Genomic DNA, 4107 nt, shown 5'->3' with positions numbered 1-4107 from the left:
TCCACGTCGAGCAGGTCGCGCATCGGCGTGTCGAGCCACACGGGCACGTTGCGATCGAGCAGCGCGCGGCGCAGCCCGCCGATCAACGCGTTGCCGAGCGTCAGGCGCCGGTCGCGCCGCGTCCGGCGGCGCATCCCGATATCGAGCCAGTAGCGGCCGAACTGCGCAATCGCGAGCTTCATGAAGCCGGGGCCGCGCGAGAACAGCGTGTGCGCCTCCTTCGACGTCACGGCCACGCGCCCGCCGATCAGCGTACCGGGCGACGCCGGCCGCAGCCGGTCGAGCTCGTCGCCGAGCAGCCCGCCGTCGAACGGCATCGGATCGAGCGCGCGATAGCCCGGCATCGCGCCCGGCACCTTCTGGAAATAGTCCGCGTATTTCGGCAGCGACTGGTAACGCACCGGCGTCTTCGATTCCAGGTAGCGCAGCATCTCCGGCGCGCGGTCGAGATACGTGTCGATCTTCTCGGGCGTCGATTCGCCGGCCACGCAGGCTTCGATGTAGCCGCGCGCGGCCTCGCGCGAATCGGTCGCGCCCAGCTCGGCGATGTGGTGGTTGCACGGCACCCAGATGCCGCCGCCCGAGACGGCCGACGTGCCGCCGTACAGCGCCGTCTTCTCGATCACGACGACGGACAGGCCACGGTCGGCCGCGCGGCACGCGGCGAGCAGCGCGCCGGCGCCCGAACCGACGACCACCACGTCGAACACGTATTGCTGTGCTTGCGGGTCGTTCATCGCGTCTCCGTCAGATGAAGAAGTCGGTGTTCTCGCGGCCGAGCATCACGGCGCCGAGGTTCTGGCCGAAACGGTCCACGTTGTTCGCGTAGTGCGCGCGGGCCGCATGCAGGTCGAGGAAGCGGCGCACCAGCGGATTGCGGTGATAGATGCCGTTGCCGCCCGCGTAGCGCAGCAGCGCGTTCGCGGCCTGCGCGCAACGCTCGGCGACCTGCGCGGACTGATAGCGGAAATGCACGCGGCGCTCGATCGACACGGCCGGGCCGCCGGTGACGGACGCCATCAGTTCCGCGAAATTGCGCTTGAGCAGCACCTTCATCTCGTCGATCGCGACGGCCGCGTTCGCGCACGCGTTCTGCGCGCCCGGATCGTCGGTCGTCTTCGCGCCGCTGTTGGCCGACACGCGCGTCGCCGCATAGCCGGTGAAATCGTCGAGCGCGCCCTGCAGCGCGCCGATGCACGACGTGCACACCGCGCGCACGAAGATCTGCGCGAACGGCAGCTTGAACAGCGGCGCGTCGTTGACGGCGAGGCCGGGGCTCGTGCCCATCATCCCGTCGATGGCCTTGTGCGTGCGGTACGCGGGCACGAACACGTCGTCGACGACGATGTCGTGGCTGCCCGTCGCGCGCAGGCCGAGCACGTCCCAGTCCTGCTGGATCCGGTAATCGGATTTCGGCAGCAGGAAGGTGCGGTATTCGGGCGGCTGGCCGGCAACGGCTGCCGGCACCAGCGCGCCGAGGAACACCCATTCGCACAGTTCGCTGCCGCTCGAGAACTTCCAGTGGCCCGACAGGCGGAAGCCGCCGTCGACCGGCGTCACGCGGCCGACCGGCATGTAGGTCGACGCGATCAGCGTCGCCGGATCGTTGCCCCACACGTCCTGCTGCGCGCGCTCGTCGAACAGCGCGAGCTGCCAGTTGTGCACGCCGACGACGCCGTACACCCACGCGGTCGACATGCAGCCGCGCGCGAGCGCCATCTGGATGTCGAAGAAGGCCTGCGGGTCGAGCTCGTAGCCGCCGTAGCGCTTCGGCTGCAGCACCTTGAAGAAGCCGGCGGCCTGCATGTCGGCGATCGTCTCGGCCGGGATCCGGCCCTGCGCGTCTGCCTGCGCGGCGCGGCCGGCCAGCGTCGGCGCCAGTGCCTCGGCCCGGGCGATCAGCGTGGCGGCCAGTGCGTTCGAATCGTTGTCGCGATGCACGAATGTCTCCTGTGAAGCGGGTGATGCGCCGCGGCGCGTGCCCCGCTCTCGTTCAAAGTTGTTCGGCGCGGCCTGGCCGCGGGCGATGCTCGCCACCACCGATGGTCGGCTTCGCGCGACCGCGCCGCATCGTCCGACCGGACGGGACGACGGGCGCGGCCCGGTGCATCACGCGCAGGCGCGCTCCTTCTCCTTGTTGAAGAACGGGATCACGTGCTCGCCGATGTTGCGGATAGTCTCCATCTGCGCTTCGTGCGGCACCGTGCCCATCTGGCACAGGAACAGCACTTCGTCGACGCCGGCTTCCTGCAGGCGGCCGACATAGCCGATGCAGTCGTCCACCGTGCCGTACGCATGGTTCGGGTTCATCATCGCGAGCGCCGGGTCGGCGAAGTTCACGACGACTTCCTCCGATGCGAAGCGCGAGCGGATCACCATTTCGCCGGTATCGGCCTGCACGAGGTCGTCGCCCCACTTCGCCGGGTCCGGACGCTCGCCGCCCGTGTACCAGTACGCGAGCGATTCCATGAAGTAGCGCTGGCCGCGGATGCCGATCTTGCGGGCGGCCTGGCCGTCGGCCATCACGACCGTCGGGCACAGGGCCGCGAGGTGCTGGGTCGGGCGGAAGCCGACCTGGTCTTCCGGCTTGCGGTTCGCCCACGCTTCGCGGTACACCGCGTTCTTCTTCGCCACTTCGTCGGGGCCGCCGAAGCCGAGCACCAGCGCGCCCATCCCGCGCTGGCCGGCGCGCAGCAGCGCGTCGGTGTTGGTACACGCGAGGTACATCGGCGGGTGCGGATCCTGGAACGGCTTCGGGTGGATCGGGCGCTTCGGGATCTTGATGTACTTGCCGTCGTGCTCGATCTCGTCCTGCACGAACATCTTCGGCACGAGGTACATCGATTCGTCGATCATCGGCTGCAGTTCGTTGAGGTCGTAGCCGAACGCGCCGGCTTCCTGCTGGCTGCCGCCCTTGCCGACGCCGAAGTGCACGCGGCCGCCGGACAGGATGTCGAGCAGCGCGACGCGCTCCGCAACCTTGATCGGGTGGTTCATCGCCGGCGGCAGGCACACGACGCCGTGGCCGAGGCCGATGCGCGTCGTGCGGCCGGCCAGGTAGGCGAGGAAGGTCTCCGGCGCGCTCATGTGCGCATAGTTGGTCAGCGACGTGTGCTCCACGCACCAGATCGTGTCGAAGCCGACCTGCTCGGCGAGCAGCGCCTGTTCGACCGTCTCCTTGAACACCCGGTGGTCGCCCTCGCGCGATGCGTCGGTGGTCTGGGCTTCGTAGATGAGGGAAAACTTCATTGCGTGCGTCTCCATGTATGTTGGACGAGTCGGGGTCGTGCAGCCCGCCCGCACGATACGGACGAAGCGCGACGGTCCACGAATGGGAGTGTCGGCGCGTGGACGGGCGCAGACATCGTCTGTTCGGAGTACCGGCACGCCGGCGGGGACAGAGGGGTTTCACCGTCATCCGATCGGACTGCGTAACGCGGCGAACGGCGCGCTAGCATCGAACGGCGGGCGCGTTGCGCGCGCCGACCAACGACAAGGGAGAGAGGGGATGAAGGTTTCGATGCTGCTGTATCCGGTCGACGACATCGACACGGCGCTGCCGTTGTTCGTCGACGGGCTGGGCCTGAACGTGAAGTTCCGCGACGGCGACCGCTATTGCGCGCTCGACGGCGGCCCGCTGACGATCGCGCTGGTCGCGGGCGACGAGCAGATCGTCGAGCGCGCGGCGCTCACGCTGCGCGTGGACGAGGACGACGACCTGTATGCGGCGATGGCGCGGGTCGTGAAGGCCGGCGCATCGGTGCGCGTGCCCGTGCAGGCCGGGCCGCATGAATACCGCGCGGTGCTGGAGGACAAGAACGGCGCGCTGCTCGTGATTTCGCAGAAACGGTCCGCATGACGGCACGCGGCGCAGGCGCCGGATGCGGGCGCCGCGCGCGTGGCGGATCCGTTACGCGTCCGCGTCTGCGCCCGGCGTGCTCAGGTCGCTCGCTTCCAGCAACTCGAGCAGCGTGCGCGCCGGCTGGCTGAGCCGCTTCGCGGCCAGTGCGATGAATTCGATGTCGGGCAACGCGGGCAGCGCGTCGCCGTTGACCAGCGGCGCGAGCCCCCGCGTCGACAGATAGTGCGACGTCGCGGTCAGGCCGG

At 69.2% G+C, this 4107-nt stretch carries 4 protein-coding genes and 1 pseudogene; 1 reads left to right on the top strand and 4 read right to left on the bottom strand.

Annotated features, from left to right (window positions below; translation table 11 throughout):
• From G3N99_RS35780 to G3N99_RS35770, 3 genes are all read right to left on the bottom strand, one after another.
• Nucleotides 1–737 (bottom strand): FAD-binding protein (locus G3N99_RS35780; RefSeq protein ID WP_206124713.1); only part of this gene is annotated, 737 nt, incomplete at its 3' end.
• 10 nt (nucleotides 738–747) lie between these two features.
• Nucleotides 748–1941 (bottom strand): acyl-CoA dehydrogenase family protein, encoded by a 1194-nt coding sequence (locus tag G3N99_RS35775; protein ID WP_174987100.1) that lies wholly within the window; start codon nucleotides 1939–1941, stop codon nucleotides 748–750.
• A gap of 168 nt (nucleotides 1942–2109) precedes the next feature.
• Complete coding sequence (locus tag G3N99_RS35770; protein WP_011355016.1) at nucleotides 2110–3249, bottom strand: LLM class flavin-dependent oxidoreductase; 1140 nt, start codon at nucleotides 3247–3249, stop codon at nucleotides 2110–2112.
• 259 nt (nucleotides 3250–3508) lie between these two features.
• On the opposite strand from G3N99_RS35770, the gene G3N99_RS35765 reads away from it, so the two are divergent.
• Entirely contained in the window at nucleotides 3509–3859 is a 351-nt protein-coding gene (locus G3N99_RS35765) for a VOC family protein (RefSeq protein ID WP_047903137.1), read from the top strand.
• A 51-nt stretch (nucleotides 3860–3910) separates the two neighbouring features.
• Here the strand turns inward: G3N99_RS35765 and G3N99_RS35760 are convergent.
• Nucleotides 3911–4107 (bottom strand): annotated as a pseudogene (locus tag G3N99_RS35760) (LysR family transcriptional regulator); the annotation flags it as partial.

Origin of the sequence: Burkholderia sp. Ac-20392 (genome assembly GCF_017104585.1) — a bacterium.
In the GTDB taxonomy this organism is placed as follows: domain Bacteria; phylum Pseudomonadota; class Gammaproteobacteria; order Burkholderiales; family Burkholderiaceae; genus Burkholderia; species Burkholderia lata.
The sequence above is the reverse complement of the archived record's forward strand: the minus strand, read 5'-3'. Positions and strand labels throughout refer to the sequence as shown.